This is a genomic window from Synechococcus sp. MIT S9508, assembly GCF_047303045.1.
In the GTDB taxonomy this organism is placed as follows: Bacteria; Cyanobacteriota; Cyanobacteriia; order PCC-6307; family Cyanobiaceae; genus Synechococcus_C.
The window spans coordinates 2,436,405-2,458,523 of sequence record NZ_CP138941.1; the positions used below are offsets into that span (position 1 = coordinate 2,436,405).

A 22,119-nucleotide genomic window follows, 5' to 3' on the forward strand; every position below is an offset into this window, starting at 1 on the left:
CCTAAGGACATGAATCCAATCCTGGACTCATGTGTCTTACTCTTAGAGATAAGTTTGTTGAATGCACACCATGACGAGCTCAACCAGCCCGATGCTGGCCATGCGCTTGCTCCAGCGACTTAAGAGAACGCAGGCCAGAACTTACAACGCCTTCACGTTGGTGGAGCTGCTCGTGGTGGTCGCCATCGTGGGCATTCTTTCAGCCGTTGCACTGCCCAACTTCTTATCTCAAACCGACAAGGCCAAGGCAACGGAAGCAAAAACCAACATCGCTTCAACCCTGAAACAAGCGCATGCCAAATTCCTAGAGGATGGTGCGGCACCCGAAAGCACGATTGCCAATATGAACTCTAATTACGGCACACCCACAAATGGCACTACCAATTTTAATTACGAGCAAGTGAGTTGGTCCACACCTGTATGGACCATCAAAGCTGTTGGCAACAGCAACGACTCGGGCTTAGAAGACAAAGAGCTCGATGCCTGCGTAAACTTCAATACAGGAATTATCGATATCCAATCCCAACTGGACTCCACCACAGCAGTGAGCTGCAGCTGATTAGATGAAGGCCTGAGCAGGCATGAAATGCCTTTTCTACAAAAGTAGAAGCTTAACTACTCATAGAACATCATTGCGCCATGAGCAAGGCTTAGCCTTGGTGATTGTTTTGATGGCTTCAGCCATTGCTGCTACAACAACCATCGCAGTAGCGATACGTTCTTACAACAGTTATGTCAATGGGACCAGGCAAAGCCTGGCCAGCCGCGCCAAAGAATCAGCTGAAGCAGGCCTCAATATTCTGATTGAAAGCCTCAACGAAGATCACCCTGAATGGCTGATTGAGCCTTACAACGGCGATGGCAGCTGGTCAATCAGTAGAGCTGCCACTGGCGGCTGCCGCATTAATGCCAGCGAGAATCCAACCATTCAAGGAACGAGTAACACCTATAACAACGGCACAGAAGGGAGATACAAACTATCCAAGTACTCATTTGAAGGAAACAACTTCTATGGCGGAGTTGGCAGCTTCGAAATGGAAGGCGAGATCAGATCAAGCAACAACAAACTGCTGGCTTCCGCCAAGATCTATCAAGACATGAGCATCATCGCCAAAGCATGCAATGCGCTTCCTGGCGATACCAACAGTCAAGATTCAATTTGGCCTGGAATCTTTGTCCTGAGCAGAATACAAAATTATCGCGGCGGCAAAGCCGTCATGAAGGGGTCTGAGCCACAAGAAGCAGCAGAGATTATTTGCACAGAAGCTGACTGTGTCTCAGGAAAATGGGATAGCGATTACCCACCAGAGCCAACCATTGGCGATATTGAGCTCCCAAACACACAAGAGCCACCAGAGCAGGTCAAAGGCATCAGTACCAGCAAACTCAAAAGCGCAGTCAGATCAAAATTCAGAAAATGCCAGAACTTCAGGATCCCGGAAGATCTCAGCGATGATGCAAAATGGCAGGACAGTAATGGCACATGGCACGTTTATATCAGCGGCACCGGATCTGCCAGCCTGAATGGCTACTCCAAGTGCAAAAACCCCAACAGCTCGATCAAAATCTCAAATTCCGGACCTGTCCGCCTTTACCTTGACGGAAGCCTCAACATTGGATCAAGAACCTGGATTGACACCACTGATGTCAACCACGCTGCCGATTTCATGATCTTGGGAACACCAAAAGCCAAGACCAATCAAAAGATAGATATACGGGGAGAAGCCCCTAACGGAGAAGCGCTCAAAACGTTTGTGTGGCTTCCCAAGGGAGAAGTAAAATTTCAGACTGGAAAAGAAAAACGCTTGGTGGAAGGCGCTATCTGGGCAGACAGCTTTTGGCGATCAGCAAACGCACAACTCGGTGATTTTGAGCTGAGGCTTCCAGAAGACATGCCCCAATTGATCTACCAACGACTGGGCAAAGAATTTGGAATCGGCCAACGCGACTATGTCGCCCAGGGGGTGACCAGCTGGCGAAGCTACGGCAGAACCCCTGACTAAGCAGCTAAAAACAAACAATTTACCCAGAGGAAAAGCAACCGGTTACGCCGAATATTTTTTTAGTTCCAGAAAAATTAAAGTTTATATTTGAACGGGAAAAATTGAAAACCCAGGCCGTCACAGGCCAGTAAGCATTTATGCATATTTTGCATTGATTAAATCTTCTAATCACTCGCCAACCTCCTGGAAATTCCCATGCCCATGAGATAAAGTCTCAGCCCAGTCTCACTCAGGACTCATGCAGCCCTAGTCGAACCTTGATCGCCCCAAGCGTTCAACTCGGCCAAACACCAAAAAACATCCAAAGGCAGGCATTCAACCTACCTATCAATACCTAAAAGCTCATTTTGTCAATCGAGATGGGTCTGCTTCTTGTGCCCAGCCATTAGTTCCCTCCATCAATTATGGGCGAGGCCAGAGGGGAAGATCCACCAAACAAATCTCTCATCCATTCCTCATCAATTTCACAGATATCCCCCATTTGGGGGAGGCGGCTGGAGGGAGTGGTGGTTGAAGCTCCTTCCCAAATCACCGACAGCGCCGAAATCCCTGGTTTTTCAAGAAAGCCAGTAGTCCACATTCCCTGAATTCACCAATGTCGACAACTACTTTCAGCTCAAGCTCTTCTGGTGGCTGGTCTTCCTGGTGGAGAGGTGGATCTTCAAATGCCAACGCTGTCAATAATCAACGCCTATCCGTTAATAGCGACAGGCTCAACGTTTTCTCAAATGCATGGAGCTGGAGCGGTTCGAGCTCTGCAACTGCAATCAACAACGCATCGGTGACCTTTACCGGTCAGTACGTCAATATCCAAAGCCACTCCTCTGGGAGCCAGGGATCAACCACAGCGCTTCGCAATACATCCTTCATTGCAACGAGTGATTTAGGCACACGCATCGATATCAACGCTTCCTCCAACAGCAATGGTGGCTGGTGGTGGAACAGCGGCAGCAGCAACACCACCGGCATCAGCAACACCAGCATCGAAACGGGTTCTGGCAACGACGTCATCAATATCAATGCCAATGCCAACAGCAATGGTGGTGGCTGGTGGTGGCGTAGGGGTGGCAATGCCGATTCCGTTGGCATCGACAACAACTCATCCATCAACACTGGCGCTGGTAACGACTCGGTCTACGTCAATGCCTTTGCTTCAGGCGCTGCCACCAATGCCTGGGCCATTCGCGATAGCTCCATTGATGTTGGCTCTGGCGATGACGTCGTCAGCCTCAATGCCACAACCTTCCAAACACAACGTCGCTACGACCCTGCATGGGGTTCAGAAAACAGCTCTATCGACTTAGGCAGCGGTAACGACCGACTGTTCATCAACGCCAATGCCTCTGGCCAAGGCGAGATGCGCGCATTCGGTGCGCTCGATTCCACCATTGATGCTGGATCTGGCGACGATGCCATTTCCATCAACGCTTCTGCCAACAGCAACAACGGCTGGTGGTGGTGGGGCGGCGGCAATGACCCCGCCACAGCCAAAGGCCTTGCCAACTCAGATGTTGATCTCGGCTCTGGCAACGACTTCCTCTCCGTTAGTGCCTCCACCAATGGCGGCATCTCAAATGCCACAGCTGTAGAAGATTCCAGCATTGACGCTGGATCAGGCAACGATGTCATCAACATCAATACCAACGCTCGCGCTAACGGCGGTGGCTGGCGGTGGTGGAACCGCGGCGGCAATCCAGCCACTGCCAAAGGTCTGGACAATTCAGAGATCTCAACAGGCGATGGACAAGATTCCATCTCCATCAACACCACTGCAACCAGCAATGGTGGTGGCTGGTGGTGGGGCGGAGGCGGCAATGCCGATTCCGTTGGCATCGACAACAACTCATCCATCAACACTGGCGCTGACAACGACTCGGTCTACGTCAATGCCTTTGCTTCAGGCGCTGCCACCAATGCCTGGGCCATTCGCGATAGCTCCATTGATGTTGGCTCTGGCGATGACGTCGTCAGCCTCAATGCCACAACCTTCCAAACACAACGTCGCTACGACCCTGCCTACGGATCTGAAAACAGCTCTATCGACTTAGGCAGCGGTAACGACCGACTGTTCATCAACGCCAATGCCTCTGGCCAAGGCGAGATGCGCGCATTCGGTGCGCTCGATTCCACCATTGATGCTGGATCTGGCGACGATGCCATTTCCATCAACGCTTCTGCCAACAGCAACAACGGCTGGTGGTGGTGGGGCGGCGGCAATGACCCCGCCACAGCCAAAGGCCTTGCCAACTCAGATGTTGATCTCGGCTCTGGCAACGACTTCCTCTCCGTTAGTGCCTCCACCAATGGCGGCATCTCAAATGCCACAGCTGTAGAAGATTCCAGCATTGACGCTGGATCAGGCAACGATGTCATCAACATCAATACCAACGCTCGCGCTAACGGCGGTGGCTGGCGGTGGTGGAACCGCGGCGGCAATCCAGCCACTGCCAAAGGTCTGGACAATTCAGAGATCTCAACAGGCGATGGACAAGATTCCATCTCCATCAACACCACTGCAACCAGCAATGGTGGTGGCTGGTGGTGGGGCGGAGGCGGCAATGCCGATTCCGTTGGCATCGACAACAACTCATCCATCAACACTGGCGCTGACAACGACTCGGTCTACGTCAATGCCTTTGCTTCAGGCGCTGCCACCAATGCCTGGGCCATTCGCGATAGCTCCATTGATGTTGGCTCTGGCGATGACGTCGTCAGCCTCAATGCCACAACCTTCCAAACACAACGTCGCTACGACCCTGCCTACGGATCTGAAAACAGCTCTATCGACTTAGGCAGCGGTAACGACCGACTGTTCATCAACGCCAATGCCTCTGGCCAAGGCGAGATGCGCGCATTCGGTGCGCTCGATTCCACCATTGATGCTGGATCTGGCGACGATGCCATTTCCATCAACGCTTCTGCCAACAGCAACAACGGCTGGTGGTGGTGGGGCGGCGGCAATGACCCCGCCACAGCCAAAGGCCTTGCCAACTCAGATGTTGATCTCGGCTCTGGCAACGACTTCCTCTCCGTTAGTGCCTCCACCAATGGCGGCATCTCAAATGCCACAGCTGTAGAAGATTCCAGCATTGACGCTGGATCAGGCAACGATGTCATCAACATCAATACCAACGCTCGCGCTAACGGCGGTGGCTGGCGGTGGTGGAACCGCGGCGGCAATCCAGCCACTGCCAAAGGTCTGGACAATTCAGAGATCTCAACAGGCGATGGACAAGATTCCATCTCCATCAACACCACTGCAACCAGCAATGGTGGTGGCTGGTGGTGGGGCGGAGGCGGCAATGCCGATTCCGTTGGCATCGACAACAACTCATCCATCAACACTGGCGCTGACAACGACTCGGTCTACGTCAATGCCTTTGCTTCAGGCGCTGCCACCAATGCCTGGGCCATTCGCGATAGCTCCATTGATGTTGGCTCTGGCGATGACGTCGTCAGCCTCAATGCCACAACCTTCCAAACACAACGTCGCTACGACCCTGCCTACGGATCTGAAAACAGCTCTATCGACTTAGGCAGCGGTAACGACCGACTGTTCATCAACGCCAATGCCTCTGGCCAAGGCGATATCCGCGCATTTGGTGCGCTCGATACCACCATTGATGCTGGATCTGGCGACGATGCCATTTCCATCAACGCTTCTGCCAACAACAACAACTGGGGATGGGGTAACGCTGCGACGGCAACTGGTATTGGCTCAACAGAGATCAGTACTGGGAGTGGTGATGACAGCCTGAGCATTAATGCCACAGCACACGGCAGACAAAATGAATGGAGTAGCCAATCATCCTGGGGATATGACTACAGCTATAGCGGCGCAACTCAGTGGAGTAGTGAATACAGCCACTCAGCCAACTTGGCCTTTGGAGGAGGCTGGTGGGGGAGTTCTAGCCTCAGTTATGGATACCAATCGAAATATGATTACGATTATGAGTACGCCAACCAAGGGCACTACAAGAGCAGCCATAGCAGCCGCAACGTTGATATCTCAGGTGGTGAATCCTATGGAGCCATCAACTCCAGCATTGACCTTGGAAGTGGTGACAACACAGCAACTGTCAATGTTTTAGCGGGCAACCAAGCGGTTGGCTTCAGAGCTACAAGCCTCAATAGCGGCAATGGCGATGACAGCTTCAGCCTGAGCGTTAACGCCAATGGCGAGCGGAGCTATAGCTACACAAGTGATTACGAATACGCATCGTCTGGCTACGACATTGGAAGCAATAGCGGCGAATCAAGCTCGTGGCGTTCGTATCAGAACAACTCTCGCGCTTGGTGGTGGGGAAACTCTCAAAGTCAATCGGAGCATGCGAGCAAGTGGGATAATTCATGGAATCACAGCCATGAGTACAGCAACAAAAGCGCAAGCGAACACTCAAATACACAGCGCTTTGGCAGTTCCCTAGGCAGTGAAAACAGCACGATCGACTTAGGCAACGGCGACAACAACGCAGAGATCTCAGTCAAAGGAGGAGAACGCGCACTAGGCCTAATCAGCAGTGACTTACTGACAGGATCTGGATCAGACACCATTTCTATCGACACTAGTGCTGAGGGATTGGTTGAATACAGCAATACAAGCAAAGGGAGCAACAGCAACAGTTACTCCAATATCTACAACTACAGTAATAGCAATAGCCATGAATACTCGTATTCATCAGCTAGATGGTATGGACACAACCAATCGAGTAGCGAAGGAAACTACGACTACAAGTCCCAGGGGGAATACACGAACCAAGGGCAATCCAACTGGGACAATGAGTACTCGCGAACTTATCGCTTTGGGGTATCGATTGGTGCTGAAGACAGCTCCATTGACGCCGGCGATGGAAACAACAGCATCAATCTCCAATCAATCGGCGGAGAGCTTGCCATTGCTCTTGCCGGCTCCTCAATTACTGCTGGCAGCGGAGACGATTCGTTAGCAATCATTGGCCTTGCCGAAGGAGAAGATAGTTATATCAATCGGAAGAAGAGTAACTCAACATGGAATCACGATTCTTGGAATTCCAACAAAAGGTCTGAAGAGTACAGCCGCAGCTACACAAGTGCATACTACTGGTACAACAGAATTGAGGAATACTCAAGCAATCACGAAAGCGAAAGCGATGGCTTTTCAATCTCCCTCAGCAGATACAACCAAAACTATGAATACTCAAGGATCAAACGATTTGGCACAGCCTATGGAGCCCAAAAGAGCAGCATCAACTTGGGCAATGGCGACAACGAAGCATCCATTAGTGCCAATGGCGGCGAGAGCGCTGAGGCGCTCAGTGATAGCAGCCTAGAAACCGGCAAAGGCGATGATGTCATCTCGCTCAGTGCCACAGCACTTGGTGAAAACAGCCTGATCAACAAAAATGAATATCTCAGTGAACACAGCTCTGTTTATAGCCATAAGAGTGAATATTCATACCAAGGCGAAGGCCTCAATCAATCACGCTATGGCTGGGGCTGGTGGAACCCAACGAGTGAAAGCAGTCATTCATACAACAACAAAGGCAACCACAACAGTCAAGGCAATAATCAAAGCCTGTTTATAGAGGATTATGAAAATTCTTTGATCCAAAAACTCGGCTCAGCCATTGGCGCTAATCGATCAACCATTGACACTGGTAGTGGAGACGATCTTCTAACGATTGATGCCAAGGGATACACCGAGGCGGTCGGGATCAAAAATAGCTCTATTGATCTCGGAAAAGGGGATGATGTCTTTACTATCAGCAGCAGCGCATTTGGCTTCACCAGCTACTTACGGCAAGGCCTAGGCAGTTACGACTACAGCTATGACTACCAGTCATCTGGCAGCCAATCTGGCGAGTATTCCAATTCCTATCGCTACAGCTACCCATGGTGGTCGTATGGGCGGAGTTACAGCGGAAGCTATGGCTCTCAGTGGAATTATGGGTACGGCTATGCCAGCTCAGGCACTTGGAGTTACAACGAAGACTCATGGCTTATCAACACAGGAATTGCCAAAGGCGCCGTTAATTCAACTATTGATACTGGCAAAGGTGATGACAACATCTCCATCACAGCAAGAGCATCATCGAAGGCCACGGCCATCGAAGACTCTGAAGTCTTAACTGGTGATGGCGATGACTCAGTAGAAGTCAGCGCTGCAGCAGAAGAAGATGCCACGGCCATTGAAGACTCTGAAGTCTCAACAGGTGATGGCGATGACTCAGTAGAAGTCAGCGCTGCAGCAGAAGAAGATGCCACGGCCATCGAAGACTCTGAAGTCTCCACCGGTGATGGTGAAGACCTGATAGAGGTTGAAAGCACCGCTGAAAGCAGCGACGAAGCAAGCGATGAAGGCGTCGCGAAAGGGCTCGTCAATACGACAATCGATGCAGGCGCTGATGACGACGCCCTGCTCATGGAAGTGACCGGTGAGACTCTCGCCATTGGCATGGAGAATTCAACCCTGAATGTGGGCGATTCCGATGACATCATTGACGTGATCGTGGAAGCCACCAACGAGGAGGATGGCGAAGCCATTGGCCTCAGCGGAAGCACCATCTCCAGTGGTGGGGGCGATGACTCCATCTATGTGGAGGTATGGGGAGAAAGCTCAGCCAAAGCCATGGTGGACAGCTTGATCGAGGCTGGTGATGGTGATGACTACATCACCATTGATGGCGAGATTGAAAACAGCACGATTGATGCTGGAGATGGCGATGACGTTGTTGATCTCTACGGAACAGGCGACGCGACTGTCCAAGGCGGCGCTGGCGAAGATGAACTCAACGGCGATGAAGGCAATGACACCCTGCTAGGCGGCGCCGACAACGACATCCTCAATGGCTACAGCGGCAATGACACGCTGAAAGGCGGAGAAGGTGACGACATTCTTGATGCCGGGATAGGCCTAGACAAACTCTATGGAGGTGATGGAGAAGACACCTTCATCCTGAATTTGGGTGAAGGCTACGCGACGATTTACGACTTCGTTATTGGAGAAGACATCCTTGAATTTTCCGATATGGGTGATATCACGATGGAATATAAAGATAAAAACAGCCTGTTCTACAGCGGCACGGATTATCTAGGTGTTGCCAACGGCGTTCAGCTCACAAGACAAGAAGACGAGACCTTCGCGTAAGTCATATGAAACTGAAATCAAGGGCTCAACAAAAAAGATTTAAAAGCCGGCAGGCTCTGCAAGAGAAGGGCCAGAGCTTGCATGAAGTGCTGATTGCATCATCCATTTTGGCTATCACCATCAGTGGCTTTACCAGCGGCATCATTCGCTCAAACCAGATCACACATCAAGCCAGCTTGCGAAAAGCAGCTGAAAGTGCGATCACCGACGACTTGGAATCGACCGTTAAGCACCGCTTCTACACCTTTCGCTGCAGGCAAGGACCATGCACAGCCGCAACAGCAGAAAATGATAAGAGCCTGATGTATTACAACAGGGAAGATTCAGACGATAAACAAGACTTTATGGAGCACTGCAATGCGAGGGATCTTGCAAAAGAACTCTTATCGGAGGATGAAAATGGTGTCACCACTGGCGAGCAAGCCATTCCCAGTAGCTTATTAGCTGATAGGAACATCACAATCACCAGAAGCATCTCCTTAGACGACTCCAACAACAACCAGGCAATGATTGAATACGACGCAGAAAAAGACAATAAGATCATCGCTACGCTCAAAACGACGCTTGTCCCGAATGCTGTTCACTGGTGTCACTAGCCGCCAAGGCAAGCAAGCCAGTAGCGGCTTCACAATCTGGGAATTGATGGTTGTGCTGGTGATCTTGGCGATCCTCATCGCTGCAGCTCTACCCAACTTGCGCCCAAGCATGCGACGCGAGCAACTCACTGCCGCAAGCCTTGGCATCGTGAATTGGCTTGAGCGAGCAAGGAATCAAGCCGTTAAAGATATGGAAACATGCCAGCTCAGCATTAGCGCTGATGATGCCAGCGATGCATCGCTGGCCATCACATCGGGTAGCCCTGGCTGCAGAGAGCTAACGATGTTCAACATTAATGATCAAGAGAACACAGCGACTGATATCTCGTTGACGTTATCGGATAGCTCAGACAGTGAGTTCAGCTTTTCACCCCGAGGCAGTGTGAGTCGCCACCAGGAAATGGAACTCACTATGGAGGGAAGCCCAACCACCCGCTGCATCAAGGTGGTTTTTCCTGTTGGCTTGGTGCGCAGCGGCATCAAGCGGGATGCCGCGTGCAGCTATGAGAAGGAGTTGAAGTACTAGTGAAAAAACTGCTTCAACAACTCCACAAGCACCCGGATCAGCGGAACACAGGTTTGACCCTTGTGGAGCTGCTGATCGCCATGGGCATAAGCAGCGTCGTAGTGATTGCGGCATCCAATTTGGTGATCCAATCAATGGAATGGAGAACCAATGCAGAAGAGCTTCGCCGCAAGCGGGCTGAATGGAATCTCGCTCGCCGGTTTATCGAAGCAGAAGTGACCTCTGCAACGCGAGTGATCACCGACCTTGATGCCATTGAGATTCCCGAGGAATGCGGACTCAAAAACGACAAAAAATTTAAATTCACCCATGCGGTTGTGTTCCCGTTGGAGCGACCGGTGCGGGTGAAAGACGACGCCTCACTTAGGGAGAACTTCCAGGTGTTGCCAGCGGCGATCTATGGAGTGAAGGAAGACATGGACGATGGCAGTGTGGTCAGCGGCAATGCGCTCGTGCGGTGCGGTCCACGCATCAATCACGACAATAGCTATGGGGGGTTTTACGAGGCTGAGTTGTGTGCCGATGGCCAAGACAGCAATTGCCACGAGGTGATCCTCGACAACTTGGGCAGTAACGACGACTGCGAAGACGGCTTTTGCGTCAATGCCACGGAATGCAAAAGCAATGAGCTTGACCAGCGAGGGCTGCGGTTTTACTTACTCGCAAATGGCCTGAGCACCAGCTCCAAGAGCCCCTATGGGCAATGCCTCGGCACCCAGTCACGCGTGGCACCGGTGCATTACTTTCCAGATACAAGAAATGTTTGCGCCGGAGAAGGCAACTGGCAAAATAAGAATTTATTATATGTAACCAGAGAGCGCTATAGAAATATTAGCCATTACCTAAAGAACGGCAAATACACTTTCGAGCCAGAAAATCCAAATGACAAAGAAGTCATAATTTGCGGCGAAAACTTCTTTGACGTGATTATTGGTACCACTGAAAATGACATCGTCGCAGCCAACGACCAAACGAATGAACCATGCGACGAGAAAATCAATTTACATTGCGCTGATAGTGTTGAGATCAATGGTGAAGGCGGAGATGACCGCCTTTTAGGGGGAAAAGGCGATGACACCCTCGCAGGTGGTGCCGGTGATGATGTCTTAATTGGTGGGGCTGGGGATGACATTCTCAGAGGAGGTAGCGGCAAGAACACCTACCTCATTGAAGGCAATGACACGATTGAAGGATCTGATGGTGTCGACATCATCTACATCAAGCGCCTAAAGGAAAATGTGAGCCTTGGTAGCTGCAGCAAAAAGGAATGCGTGGCCTCAGACAGCAGCAGCTACAACGGGGATCCAAGCTTCGAGGCGAACATCACCAAGGGAGATATTCTGATTTTCCTAGATGGAAGGCAACGACTCAAATAAGCAATAATCAAGAGCTACAAATCGGCCAAAGAGATTTCGGCGAATGTTCGAGAAAAGCTTTGTCCTATTCGTTCCCGTTGAGCTTGAGAACCGCCATGAAGGCTTCCTGCGGCACATCCACCTTGCCCATGGCCTTCATTCGCTTTTTACCTTTGGCCTGTTTCTTCAGCAGCTTTTTCTTGCGCGAAATATCACCGCCATAGCACTTAGCCAGCACGTCTTTGCGCATGGCACTGATGCTGGTGGAGGCAATGATGCGGCTTCCAATTGAAGCTTGCAGCGGAATCTTGAACTGCTGGCGGGGAATCAGCTCCTTGAGTTTTTCCACCAGGCCTTTACCCACGTTGTAGGCCTTGTCGCGATGCACGATTGTGGTGAGCGGATCAGCCCGTTCACCATTAATCAACACATCCAGGCGAACCAATTCATTTTTGCGGTAACCGATCAGGTGATATTCCATCGACGCATAACCCTGGGTTCGCGTCTTCATCTGATCGAAGAAGTCGGTCACCACTTCAGCCAGCGGTAATTCATAGATCAACGTCACCCGGTCGGTCGTGATGTACTTCATATCGACGTACTCACCTCGGCGTTCCTGACAAAGCCCCATCAACGCACCGTTGTAGTCGTTGGGCGCATAGATCTCCATGCGCACGTAGGGCTCTTCGATGGATTCACGTTTCTGCGGATCCGGAAGCGTGGCGGGGTTGTCCACCATCTCCTCGCTGCCATCAATCATGTTCACCTGATAGATCACCGACGGTGCGGTGACGATCAGATCAAGGTCGTATTCACGCTCGAGGCGCTCCTGCACGATTTCCATGTGCAGCAAACCGAGGAAGCCGCAGCGGAAACCAAAACCCATGGCACTACTGGTTTCAGGCTCAAACTTCAGTGCCGCATCCGAGAGCTGCAACTTGTCGAGCGCTTCACGCAAATCTGGATACTGATCCGCTTCAGTTGGGAACAGACCGCAAAACACCATCGGCTTGGCCTCGGTGTAACCGGGCAGTGGCTCCTCCGCCGGTGCATTCAGCAAGGTGATGGTGTCACCCACACGGGCATCGGCTACCGCCTTGATCGATGCAGCCAGATAACCAACTTCGCCGGCATGCAGTTCACCCACCTTGCGCTGGTCGGGCGCCATCACGCCCACTTCATCGAGCTCGTAGATCTTCTTGCTTTCCATCAGCAAGACCTTGTCCTTGCAACTGATCCGGCCGCTCATCACCCGGAAATACACAATCACCCCCCGGTAAGGGTCGTAATAGGAGTCAAAGATCAGTGCCTTGGTGGGTTCATCCACCGCATCCGCAGGCGGCGGCACCTTGTCCACCACCTCTTGAAGAATCTCAGGCACTCCAAGCCCGGTCTTGGCTGAGCAGGGAATCGCATTGCTGCAATCAAGCCCGATGATCGCTTCGATCTCTTCCTTGATGCGATCGGGATCCGCACCCGGCAGATCGATCTTGTTCAGCACCGGAATGATCTCAAGATCGTTCTCGAGGGCCAGATACACGTTGGCCAGGGTCTGAGCTTCCACACCCTGGCTGGCATCCACCACCAACAGAGCGCCCTCACAGGCCTGGAGGCTGCGGCTCACCTCATAGGAGAAGTCCACATGACCTGGTGTGTCGATCAGGTTGAGGGTGTAGGTCTCACCATCGGCGGCTGTGTAGTTCATGCGCGCAGCCTGCAGCTTGATCGTGATGCCGCGCTCACGCTCCAAGTCCATGTTGTCTAGGAACTGCTCCTGCATGTCCCGGTTGGCCACCGTGCCCGTGTCCTGCAGCAAACGGTCGGCCAGCGTCGACTTGCCATGGTCGATGTGGGCAATGATGCAGAAATTGCGAATCCGTGAGACGGGGGCGTCGGTCATGCGGTTGGCGGAATCCCGGCTCGGGCGTATCGACTCAGTCAAGCGATCCTAGGGAGCAGCGACCAGCTCTCTGTGACTTCAACCAACCCTTGGCTGCTCCTGTTACTGGCGATCGGCGCTGAGGTAATCGGCACCTCCTGCCTCAAGCTCTCGCAGGGATTCAGCAGACCAGGCCCAACGTTGATCATGCTTTCGGCCTATGCCATCTCAATGACCTTGATGTCGCGGGTGGTGCAGGTGCTCCCCATGGGCCTCACCTACGCCCTCTGGAGTGGCATCGGCATCGTGGCCATAGTGCTCGTCGGCCTGCTGGTGTATCGACAGGTGCCTACCCAGGGGCAGCTCGTTGGCATGGCCTTGATCACTATCGGCGTCATCACCGTGAACCTTCAGGGGCACCCAGGCTGAACGCAAAACTCGACTACAGAAGCGCTGCTGGATCAGGGAACGTGTGCATATCAACTGATACCTCTGGTCGCAGGAGACGACATCGATATGGGAAGGTCATCAGCACGCTGAACCTCCCTGCCTGTGTCGCGCTTTCGTCGATTCCTGCTGATTGCAGCTGTGATTGCCGGGCTTGCCGGGCTGTTTCACCTGATCAATGTGCACGGGCTTGAGCCGATCCGGGCTCAGGTGGAGCGCCTGGGGTTCTGGGCCCCGCTTGGGATCCTGTTCCTGCGTGGCGTCAGCATCATCTTGCCGGCGCTCCCCAGCACGGCTTACTCACTGCTGGCAGGAGCACTGCTGGGGTTCCAGACAGGCTTCATCACGATCGTGGTCTGCGATCTGATCTTCTGCCAAGCCGCGTTCCTGCTGGCCAGCAACTACGGACGCGGCCCGATCCAAAAGCTGGTGGGAGAGGGAGCGATGAAAACCATTGAACGCTTCAGCCACAACCAACTGGAAGGCAATCCGTTTCTGCTCACCGGTCTGCTGATGACAGGCCTGTTCGATTTCGTGAGCTATGCCGCAGGCCTGGGAGGCATCCCCTGGCGGGCATTCGCCCTGCCGTTGCTGGCCAGTGTGTTGCTGAGTAGTGCACCCATCGTGGCCCTAGGTGCTGGGATTTTCAGCGGCGGCAAACTGTTACTGATCGGCGCTGTGTTTGGCATGTTCGCCCTGGCAATCGTGGCGAGTGTGATTCAACAGCGCATACGCAAGCAGACAGGCTCAGACGCTTAGACCCAGCAGCGCATCACTGCGTTCCCGAGTCCGCGTCAAGAGCCCGGAATCGATGTTGAGATCCTGGCCATAGCTGGGAAGCAGTTGATGCAGGCGCTCCTGCCAGGCCTGCGTGGCCAGTTTTGAGGCGAAGCAACGCTCTAGCACCTCCACCATGATCTGCACGGAGGTGCTGGCCCCAGGAGAAGCTCCAAGCAGTGCTGCCAGAGATCCATCCGCTGCACTCACCACTTCCGTGCCCATCTGCAGGCGACCGCCATCAGACGTGCGTTTGATGATCTGAACCCGCTGTCCGGCCACCGACAGGCTCCAGTGATGTGCGTCGGCCTCAGGTAAGAACGCACGCAAGGCCTCAATCCGATCAGCATCGCTTTGGCGCAGCTGATTGATCAGATATTTCACCAGAGGCAGATTGTGAACTCCCACCTGCAACATCGGCAGCAGGTTGGTGGGCCGTACCGAGCGCGGCAGATCCAACAATGAACCGGTCTTGAGGAATTTGCTGCTGAATCCGGCATAAGGACCGAACAGCAGTGAGCGCTTGCCGTCGATCCAGCGGGTATCCAGATGGGGCACCGACATCGGCGGCGCGCCCACCTTCGCCTTGCCATACACCTTGGCGTGGTGGCGCTCCACCAAAGCAGGCTCACCGCACACCAGCCACTGGCCACTCACTGGGAAGCCGGCATAGTCGGCGGCCTCAGGGATGCCACTGCTCTGCAGCAGTGGCAGGGCACCACCACCAGCGCCGAGAAACACAAATGGAGCATTCACCTTGCGACGGCCTGACGGACCGCGCAGCTCAAGCTGCCAATCACAAGAGCTCATCGACTCTGTCAGCGGTCGCTTGATTCCCTGCACTGACGTGCCGTACATCACCTGGAGTACGCCCGCTGTCTGCAACGGCAGCAGCAGTGCTCTGGTCAGCGCTCCGAAGTCGAGATCGAGCCCACGCTCGATACGGGTGGCTGCAATCTGCTGATCAGGGCGGCGCCCTTCCATCACCAGGGGCATCCAGTCGCCAATCTGCCCGGCATCCGTACTCCACTGCATGGCGGAGAAGGCCGGCAGAGCACTTAACTGACGTTGCCGCTGCTGAAGAAATGCCACATCCCCCTGTCCCCAGACAAAGCTGAAATGGGGCACCTGGTGAAGAAAGCTGCCTGGGTCCAGCACCCCCTGGTCTGTGAGTGAGGCCCAAAATTCCAGACTGCGCTCGAATGCTGCATTGATTGCAAGAGCCTTCGCAGTCGACACCGTTCCATCGGCCTGCTGAGGGGTGTAATTGAGCTCACAGTTGGCGGCATGGCCGGTGCCGGCGTTGTTGACCGCAGCACTGCTCTCTAAAGCCGGTGCCTCGAGACGCTCCACCAGCAGCAGGCGCATCTCCGGGTCGAGGGCATGCAGCAATGAAGCCAGGGTGGCACTCATCATTCCCGCACCCACCAGCACGGCGTCGTAACGATCCATCGCGTCGGGTGATCCTGCTTCTCAAGGGTATGAATCAATCCGGACACTTGCCTGCCTACGCTGAGCGAAAGCACTCACCCCCATCCGGCTATGAGCACTGAAACAATGCCGCTCACCACTGAAAACGTGGAGAAGGTGCTCGATGAGCTGCGCCCGTTCCTGATGGCCGATGGCGGCAACGTGGAGGTGGTGGAAATCGATGGACCGGTGGTCAAAGTGCGATTGCAGGGTGCCTGCGGAAGCTGCCCCAGCAGCACCATGACGCTGAAAATGGGAATCGAGCGCAAGATGCGCGAGTCCATTCCTGAGGTAAGTGAAGTGGTTCAGGTGCTTTGATTCCTAGAACGTCTCGTCGTTTATGGCAGCCCAAAAAAATGGGGAAGCACAGGACCTCCTGATGGTTGGCTAAAGGGAACTGATGTGACGGTAATCCGGGCGATACTGATCGAACTCAACGGATATCCAATAGTCACCCAAGGTTCAGGAAGAGTTACTCAGAAGACTCCGGATGCGAGCGCCATTAGTCAGGTGACGGGCGCTGCATGTAGATCTATCAAGAAACAGATATTGCAAAAAAACAAAGCAACTCGACAGCACAGCTCACCACTCTTGGGTTACGTCAGCTAGCTCAAAGCCAAAGCGGATCTCAAAAAGCTCAGTCAACTTCAAAAAATCTGATGAACCCTGTTGAAAGCATTAGCTTCAGCTAGCTAGTTCCAGGCAGCTTGTAGTCGTATTCACAGCAAGCTGACGAGTTATAAATCACTAGCTAAGAATGGAAAAGTTATGGTGGTTGTCCATGAAGCTTTTTCTTCTCTCAGCTTTTGTCCTGGCTCTTGTGACACCAGAAGTCGCAATAGCAAAGGATCTCAAGCTCAATGGTGGAGGCTGGGATTACATAACTTATGCAGATGACGGCACGCAATATTTCGGGAAAATTCAGACCAAGCTTGGCGACCAAAGGGTGCTGAAAGTCCGGTTTATTGACGACCCAGACAGCAAAAACAAAGACTACGTAAATACTTTTGGCGTAAATTGCACTACCAGGCTTTACAAACCCGCTGGAAGCGATTGGATAAAAGCCAATCCGCAAACAGTTGCTGAGGCATGGGTTAAGTACGCCTGCGACTAATCAATGCATTTCCGCGAATAGATTAGGCTGGACCAGCCCATACCAGTGTTTTCCATAGCATCTAAAAATCAATTGGAGAATTGTTTTGGCTCCTTGATGACATCAGTATCTATATCTCAACGAACAGTTGTTTCTTGAAGACTGATAATTAAAACCTCTCGCCATTTGCGCCTGACCTCGCTCACTAATACCACTTCTGATAATTTGTCGCTCGAGCAGATCTAATACATTTTCGACTCTCCGCTGACTATAACCAGAGTCCAACATTGCACAGGCCATTGCGGCCACCCCCTGACCAAAATCATTTCTTGCGGCATGCACCGGAACTGCTGCCAATAAAGCAACGAATAAAAATAGACTCTTCATGACAAATAGCTAAAGAAGCAAACCTTAGGCAAGATTTGGATTTGCCCAAGTGTGGCAAATGCAGCATAGCCAATCAATAGGTTTCGACCAAGTCAATCAATCTGCTTTGTATACACTGCGAGCTACATCTTAACTATATACATTGGGATAGGCAAATTAAATATTTAATAGATCACGAACAGAGCAAACCAGGATCAGTAGGCACAGAAGGGGGGGGGCTCCAGCGTCAGTTCAGGTAACTAATGGAGATTCGGAAATTTCTTCTGAGATTTAGACGATCACATGGCCTAGAGGTAACTCCCTTAGAGCCCAACCTAACAGGAGCATGCCGAATGGGGCCTAGAATACGATCTGACATTGACCAGAAGTAAATCACAAACGCAGCTAAGGGAAGCGCGTATCAGCGCAATTTTCTGATTAATACGTCAGTCATCCGTCCAAAACCATTTTTACCCTTGCAGCTAGCTGGCCTTAAGAGTCTTTCTCCTTCAAAAAATTGTATTTAATTGATGGGTCCTGTTGATCAGCAATCAATCACAACACATCCACCCAGCTCATTCTCAAAGACCATTAGTAATTCCTCCAAGAGTTTTAGGATAGGGCGACTTATTGATATCAATATTTCCTGCACCTGATCGTGTTGCTCGAAGTTCCATATAGGCAGGATCTGAGACTTGGTTATTTAACAGAGAAAGCATTTCCTGCTTTGAACACCCAGCATCAACCACTCCCATACCAGACAAAAGAGCATAAGTTCTTTGAGCACCTGTACCATGCGTTGGATCGCCAATGGCATATGCAGCCTGTGCCATCTGAATAGTGTCTTGGCGTGTGATTCCTAATTGCGTTGAGCCATAATCTACAAGTATTCCTGCCAAGCAATCAGCCTGTAACTCAACTTCTGCACCACCTTCCAAAGAGCCATATCGATTTTGAATAGCATGGCCAAATTCGTGAGCTACGACATATGCAACCGATGAGGGACCAAAAGCCTTATAGAAATAATTCAACTGTGATGGGACTAGATAAATTGTATTGGTAGCTGGGCAATAAGAGCTTCCACCTACTTCGTCACCACGCACAAATTCTCCGCAACCTCCATAGACTTTTGTACCTTGTTCAATAGCAAACACTTGAGGAGGCTGAAAACCATCAAACCGTTGATCAGTAACCCAATCTCTGATCAAAAAGCTAGTCGTCTGGTCTACGACTGATGCAACAGTCCTTGCTAAAGCTGATCCCCCAAGGATCGCCACTAATCCAGCCGCTACAAGTGTGAATCGCATTAGTGATAAGCATTTTGCTTTTGTATAGCAACAGCCATTACCGATGGCTAATCGAAATTGACAGGACGCCAGTCACCGCTCAGTTGAAAAGCCGCCCAAACATACGGAGCACGCCACATTGGTATCGCGTGGCTCCTGAACTCCTTCTGTGTTTCAGCCAGTGCCTGTCCTTTTCCTTGCCCCTCTTTCAAACGCTGATAGAAGCTCTCCATAAAGGCTGCCGTGGCGGAATCATCAACTTTCCAAAGACTCAACAGACTACTGCGTGCACCGGCTACTGCAATTGCACGCTTCAAACCATAAACCCCTTCACCTGCACGAATATCGCCTCGACCTGACTCACAGGCTGAGATCACAACAAGCTCTGTTCCATCCCAATCAAGTTGAGCCACCTCTAAGGCCGTCAAGTAACCGTCGTCATTTGGATTTGAATTTGGGCGATTGGCTCCTGCTAAAGCAATCCCACTTCTTAATAACGGACTTTCCCCTTGTAAAAGTGATGTGCTCAAGCCTTCGGAACTGCTGCGCTGTGTTTTCGATGTTGAGCGTGGAGTCGTCCCCATAGTTGCTTGATCAGGCAAGTAAAAAGCATGAGTAGCTAAGTGAAGAATTTGCGGGGCTCGAGTTTGCTTGACAATGCTTGCAGTAGCTTCTAGGTCCATCAATAGTTTGCCGCCCACTAACCCTTGAATTGTCTTGCCTTCATTTGCTGTTGCCTTCAAGCGCTTCCATATCAATTGAGTTGGCAAAGCTGCTGAACGCTTAACACTCGTATCTTCACTGCTGCGACTTGCAACAGCCTGCACTGAAGATACAACACCATCATAGTTAGGATCTGCAATAAGCAATACATCGGCTTGAGCTGATTTGGTTGGATTCTTTAGATCTAATAGCTCACGCCCGGTAGTCAAAAGTCGCAGCTCAACTTGATCACTTAAATAGCCATTATTAGCAATCGGTAGAGCTGCAAAAGGCAAACGATTTAGCTCCCCATCTGGCGAGACAAACCAAGTTTTTGCACTTTGAGTTACTTTCAGAAGTGGATCAATAATTATTTCACCGATTCTCTTGATTAATTCCAGGGATTCATTTGATTGACTTTCAATACTTTCTACAGCTTTACTGATTTTCTTATCAATTAAGTCGGAGGGTCCTAAATCCACCACCTCAATCATCCCATTCGATTTGAGCACCATCGCTAAATAACGTTCATCATCCCAACGCTTGTCAACAGACCGGTTTGCTGTAAAGGGACGATGCCTTTGAAATTCAATCAATACACTGTCTGATGGAAGAACTCTAACAATCTCTTCAACCTCAACAATCCTGGGCTTAAGTTGAGGCAATAATCGGTATAACTGTCTTTCTATGGCATCTTGACGGATGGTTAAAGTTTTACGTTTATCAGGCGTGGTAGCCACAGAAGCTATTTTTTTCATCACTTCCTTGAGTTCATTAGTCACTTTAATTTGCTCTTCTGAAAACAGTGCTATAAGCGCTTGCTTTTTTTCAATTTCTGTCAATAAGCCTTGGCGATTCAAGCGAGCGAAGAGCGATACCTCAGCACCACTTTTGCCTGATGATGCCAATGAGAAACTTGCTTCATGAGTAAACCCAAAGCTTTTAATAAATGAAAGCCGATCATTGCGTGCCATAAAAGGTGCTTCTCGTTGAATCAACTCTGCTTCAATAAGCAGACCACGCTTTAGCATTTGCGCTGATTTTTCCCGTGAGCCCTGGCTTTCATAGAGAAAGGCTAAATTATTTATAATGTCAGCCGTAGACGGATGATTGTGGCCGTAAATCTTCTCAAAGTTACTAAGGACATCCAGTAATAGCGGCTCGGCCTTATGACCTTGATCTTCTTTTATATACCATATCGCCAGATTGCTCTTGCTTATTAATGTCGCGGGATGGCGCTCGCCATATAAAGTTAAATAAATATCTAAAGATTCTCGATATAGCGGCTCGGCCTTATTATTCAAGCCTTGCTCAGCATATGTCCACGCCAGGTGATTAAGTGTCAAAGCAACTGCCGGATGATTTTCTGGCAATATCTTTGAATAAATAGACAACACACTCAGGTAAACCGGGGCCGCCTTTGCATATAATCTTTCCCTCTTATAAACATCAGCTAGGTGTTGAAGAGCACTAGCCGTTTGAAGTTTTTCAGCTCCTAGCCTATCCTTAAATATCTTAATCGCTTGTTGGAGCAAACCTTCTGCTTTGCGGTAGAAGCCTTGTTTTGAATATAGCTCACCTAGGCTTCTGTAAAGCCCAGCTGTATAGACGTGATTCTCTCCTAATTTTTCCTTGGAAATTAGAATTGCTTTTTGAAATAGTGGTTCTGCTTCGCTATATAAAGATTGAGTTTGATACACCAAGGCGAGATTACTGAGTGTGGAAATCATCTCCACAGGATCAGTATCTGGTTGCTTTTCCTGTATCGCCAGCGCTTTCTGGATATAAGTCTCTGCTTTGCTGTAAGAGCCTTGATCAAAATAGATACGTCCTAACGCGTTGTAGCCATATGAGGCAGCGAGGCTTTCCGAACCATATTTTGATTGCCTGATCTCAACAAGCGTCTTCCAAATCTTTGCTGCTTCAGCATGCTTACCTGACTTTTGTAAATCAATTGCCCTATTTACTGTTTCCTGGTTGTCATTTAATGTTGCGCCCTTGGCAATGAGATCCGCGGCGAAGGCTGGATTAGCAATGCTTGAGTCAAGACAAATTCCCACAGGCAGACATAGGCACCAGAGAGAAAGAAAGTTAACAATTCTCATTTGCATACTTGCTATTAACAATAGATTAGCAAAGTTTTATTAGTCATCTCCCTCTTCTTAGATTAAAACTTTTTTATTGTGCATCAACCCTGACAGGAGGGCAGGCTCAGCGAGTGGCGATCGCTAGAGCCTTGATTCATCACCCTCGGGTTCTCCTAATGGACGAGGCCACCAGTGCTCTGGATCCTTTCTCTCAACAGCGCATCAACGAAACAGTGCAGTCTCTTGGGATTACACGCATCAGCGTTGCGCGCCGCCTGGCCACTATCCGCAATGCGGACAGGATCATTGTGCTTCGCGATGGTGTAGCCGCTGAAAGTGGAATCTGGGACGAACTCAAGCATCACGGCTACCTTGCAGAAATTCTGGCGAAGGGCGACTGACAGTC

Annotated in this window: 15 protein-coding genes; 11 read left to right on the plus strand and 4 right to left on the minus strand. The window is 51.0% G+C overall.

Annotated elements, in window-relative coordinates; all coding sequences use genetic code 11:
• The first annotated feature begins 91 nt into the window (after positions 1-91).
• The 6 genes from SIB42_RS13580 to SIB42_RS13605 all read left to right on the plus strand — a co-directional run bounded on the left by SIB42_RS13580 (position 92) and on the right by SIB42_RS13605 (position 11,627).
• The gene (locus tag SIB42_RS13580; RefSeq protein WP_156485158.1) at positions 92-559 is read left to right on the plus strand and encodes a type IV pilin protein; all 468 of its coding nucleotides are present in this window, start codon (positions 92-94) and stop codon (positions 557-559) included.
• 22 nt (positions 560-581) lie between these two features.
• On the plus strand, positions 582-2,003 hold the full coding sequence (locus tag SIB42_RS13585; RefSeq protein ID WP_156485157.1) for a hypothetical protein: 1,422 nt from the start codon (positions 582-584) through the stop codon (positions 2,001-2,003).
• A 781-nt stretch (positions 2,004-2,784) separates the two neighbouring features.
• Positions 2,785-9,129 carry a hypothetical protein gene (locus tag SIB42_RS13590; protein WP_413328154.1) on the plus strand — a complete coding sequence of 2,115 codons (6,345 nt, stop codon included), beginning with the start codon at positions 2,785-2,787 and terminating at the stop codon, positions 9,127-9,129.
• A gap of 5 nt (positions 9,130-9,134) precedes the next feature.
• Complete coding sequence (locus tag SIB42_RS13595) at positions 9,135-9,725, plus strand: hypothetical protein (protein WP_067094074.1); 591 nt, start codon at positions 9,135-9,137, stop codon at positions 9,723-9,725.
• Positions 9,703-10,251 carry a prepilin-type N-terminal cleavage/methylation domain-containing protein gene (locus SIB42_RS13600; protein ID WP_067094071.1) on the plus strand — a complete coding sequence of 183 codons (549 nt, stop codon included), beginning with the start codon at positions 9,703-9,705 and terminating at the stop codon, positions 10,249-10,251. The genes SIB42_RS13595 and SIB42_RS13600 overlap by 23 nt, the downstream gene beginning before the upstream one ends.
• Complete coding sequence (locus SIB42_RS13605) at positions 10,251-11,627, plus strand: prepilin-type N-terminal cleavage/methylation domain-containing protein (RefSeq protein WP_067094067.1); 1,377 nt, start codon at positions 10,251-10,253, stop codon at positions 11,625-11,627. Before SIB42_RS13600 ends, SIB42_RS13605 begins: the two co-directional genes overlap by 1 nt.
• Positions 11,628-11,691: 64 nt before the next feature.
• Here the strand turns inward: SIB42_RS13605 and lepA are convergent, their stop codons facing one another.
• A complete protein-coding gene (gene lepA, locus SIB42_RS13610) occupies positions 11,692-13,506 on the minus strand; it encodes a translation elongation factor 4 (RefSeq protein ID WP_067094064.1) in 1,815 nt (604 codons plus the stop codon).
• 72 nt (positions 13,507-13,578) lie between these two features.
• On the opposite strand from lepA, the gene SIB42_RS13615 reads away from it, so the two are divergent.
• Together SIB42_RS13615 and SIB42_RS13620 are read left to right on the plus strand one after the other, a co-directional pair.
• Complete coding sequence (locus tag SIB42_RS13615) at positions 13,579-13,914, plus strand: DMT family transporter (RefSeq protein WP_067094061.1); 336 nt, start codon at positions 13,579-13,581, stop codon at positions 13,912-13,914.
• Positions 13,915-14,037: 123 nt separating this feature from the next.
• Complete coding sequence (locus SIB42_RS13620; protein WP_067094058.1) at positions 14,038-14,691, plus strand: TVP38/TMEM64 family protein; 654 nt, start codon at positions 14,038-14,040, stop codon at positions 14,689-14,691.
• On the opposite strand, the gene SIB42_RS13625 is transcribed toward SIB42_RS13620, so the two are convergent.
• Positions 14,680-16,161 carry a malate:quinone oxidoreductase gene (locus SIB42_RS13625; protein WP_067094055.1) on the minus strand — a complete coding sequence of 494 codons (1,482 nt, stop codon included), beginning with the start codon at positions 16,159-16,161 and terminating at the stop codon, positions 14,680-14,682. The two genes, SIB42_RS13620 and SIB42_RS13625, sit on opposite strands and share 12 nt — an antisense overlap.
• 90 nt (positions 16,162-16,251) lie before the next feature.
• Here SIB42_RS13625 and SIB42_RS13630 point away from each other — a divergent pair, with 90 nt between their 5' ends.
• Positions 16,252-16,497 carry a NifU family protein gene (locus tag SIB42_RS13630; RefSeq protein WP_067094052.1) on the plus strand — a complete coding sequence of 82 codons (246 nt, stop codon included), beginning with the start codon at positions 16,252-16,254 and terminating at the stop codon, positions 16,495-16,497.
• 463 nt (positions 16,498-16,960) lie between these two features.
• Positions 16,961-17,293 carry a hypothetical protein gene (locus tag SIB42_RS13635; RefSeq protein ID WP_156485154.1) on the plus strand — a complete coding sequence of 111 codons (333 nt, stop codon included), beginning with the start codon at positions 16,961-16,963 and terminating at the stop codon, positions 17,291-17,293.
• 926 nt (positions 17,294-18,219) lie between these two features.
• On the opposite strand, the gene SIB42_RS13640 is transcribed toward SIB42_RS13635, so the two are convergent.
• Together SIB42_RS13640 and SIB42_RS13645 are read right to left on the minus strand one after the other, a co-directional pair.
• Entirely contained in the window at positions 18,220-18,945 is a 726-nt protein-coding gene (locus tag SIB42_RS13640) for a neutral zinc metallopeptidase (protein WP_082825018.1), read from the minus strand.
• 47 nt (positions 18,946-18,992) lie between these two features.
• Entirely contained in the window at positions 18,993-21,686 is a 2,694-nt protein-coding gene (locus SIB42_RS13645) for a CHAT domain-containing protein (protein WP_197459868.1), read from the minus strand.
• A gap of 134 nt (positions 21,687-21,820) precedes the next feature.
• Here SIB42_RS13645 and SIB42_RS13650 point away from each other — a divergent pair, with 134 nt between their 5' ends.
• On the plus strand, positions 21,821-22,114 hold the full coding sequence (locus SIB42_RS13650; RefSeq protein WP_255359904.1) for an ATP-binding cassette domain-containing protein: 294 nt from the start codon (positions 21,821-21,823) through the stop codon (positions 22,112-22,114).
• Positions 22,115-22,119: the final 5 nt, after the last annotated feature.

What these genes read in the sequence shown, in the direction of transcription:
- SIB42_RS13580 (WP_156485158.1), top strand. Translation starts at nt 92, where the DNA reads ATGCTGGCCATGCGCTTGCTCCAGCGACTTAAGAGAACGCAGGCCAGA.
- SIB42_RS13585 (WP_156485157.1), top strand. Translation starts at nt 582, where the DNA reads ATGAAATGCCTTTTCTACAAAAGTAGAAGCTTAACTACTCATAGAACA.
- SIB42_RS13595 (WP_067094074.1), top strand. Translation starts at nt 9,135, where the DNA reads ATGAAACTGAAATCAAGGGCTCAACAAAAAAGATTTAAAAGCCGGCAG.
- SIB42_RS13600 (WP_067094071.1), top strand. Translation starts at nt 9,703, where the DNA reads ATGCTGTTCACTGGTGTCACTAGCCGCCAAGGCAAGCAAGCCAGTAGC.
- lepA (WP_067094064.1), bottom strand. Translation starts at nt 13,506, where the DNA reads ATGACCGACGCCCCCGTCTCACGGATTCGCAATTTCTGCATCATTGCC.
- SIB42_RS13625 (WP_067094055.1), bottom strand. Translation starts at nt 16,161, where the DNA reads ATGGATCGTTACGACGCCGTGCTGGTGGGTGCGGGAATGATGAGTGCC.
- SIB42_RS13630 (WP_067094052.1), top strand. Translation starts at nt 16,252, where the DNA reads ATGAGCACTGAAACAATGCCGCTCACCACTGAAAACGTGGAGAAGGTG.
- SIB42_RS13635 (WP_156485154.1), top strand. Translation starts at nt 16,961, where the DNA reads ATGAAGCTTTTTCTTCTCTCAGCTTTTGTCCTGGCTCTTGTGACACCA.
- SIB42_RS13640 (WP_082825018.1), bottom strand. Translation starts at nt 18,945, where the DNA reads ATGCGATTCACACTTGTAGCGGCTGGATTAGTGGCGATCCTTGGGGGA.